Here is a 757-nt window from a genome sequence, read left to right as displayed (position 1 = left end):
AACACTGGTAACACTTTTAAGCATACAGCTTGGAGGTGCCATGACCTGGAAAAAGGTAAATCCTATGGATGAAAGATTGAAGTTTGTTATTGAAGTCAGTTTGGGAGCCGAAAACATTTCCACCTTATGCAGGAAATATGAAATCAGCCGTAAAACTGGATATAAATGGCTGAAAAGATACTGGAAACACGGCCTGTATGGGATGAAGGAATTATCCAAAGCTCCGCATTATTGCCCACACAAAACTCCTATTGAAATGCGGGAAGCTCTTGTGGCGTTGCGCAAGGCAAACCCTCGGATTGGACCTAAAAAAATTGCGGGTGAATTACGAAGCCTTGGCCTCAGTCCTCCAGCACCCAGCACAATTGCGGCCATTCTTAAACAGGAGGGAATGACGCGATCACGCAAAAAAAGAAACACCAAATTTCGACAATGCCCAGAACGATTGACCATTCCAGATCACCCCAACCATGTTTGGACTGTTGACTATAAGGGGTGGTTTAGAATTCATAATGGAGAGCCGTGTTACCCCTTGACCGTTATGGATCTTTTCAGCCGATTTCTTATTGGATGCGATGCGTTACGCAGACCTGCCTTTGAACCTACATGGACCTCTTTTGACAAATTGTTTTCTCGTTTTGGATTACCCCGAGTCATTCGAGTGGATAACGGGACCCCGTTTGCTGGACATGGCGCTGGAGGACTTTCTCAATTGAATATTCTGTGGCTCAGACTAGGAATTGATGTGGAATTTATA

Annotated in this window: 1 protein-coding gene; it reads left to right on the top strand. The window is 44.5% G+C overall.

Annotation, left to right across the window (positions count from 1 at the left end):
- Positions 1–40 precede the first annotated feature (40 nt).
- The coding region (locus GO013_RS16680) for a helix-turn-helix domain-containing protein (RefSeq protein WP_163813163.1) at positions 41–757 on the top strand (717 nt) is incomplete at its 3' end.

It is taken from the genome of Pseudodesulfovibrio sp. JC047, assembly GCF_010468615.1.
Classification (GTDB): Bacteria; Desulfobacterota; Desulfovibrionia; order Desulfovibrionales; family Desulfovibrionaceae; genus Pseudodesulfovibrio.
Note: the sequence above shows the minus strand (reverse complement) of the source record. Positions and strands in the feature narration are given on the sequence as shown.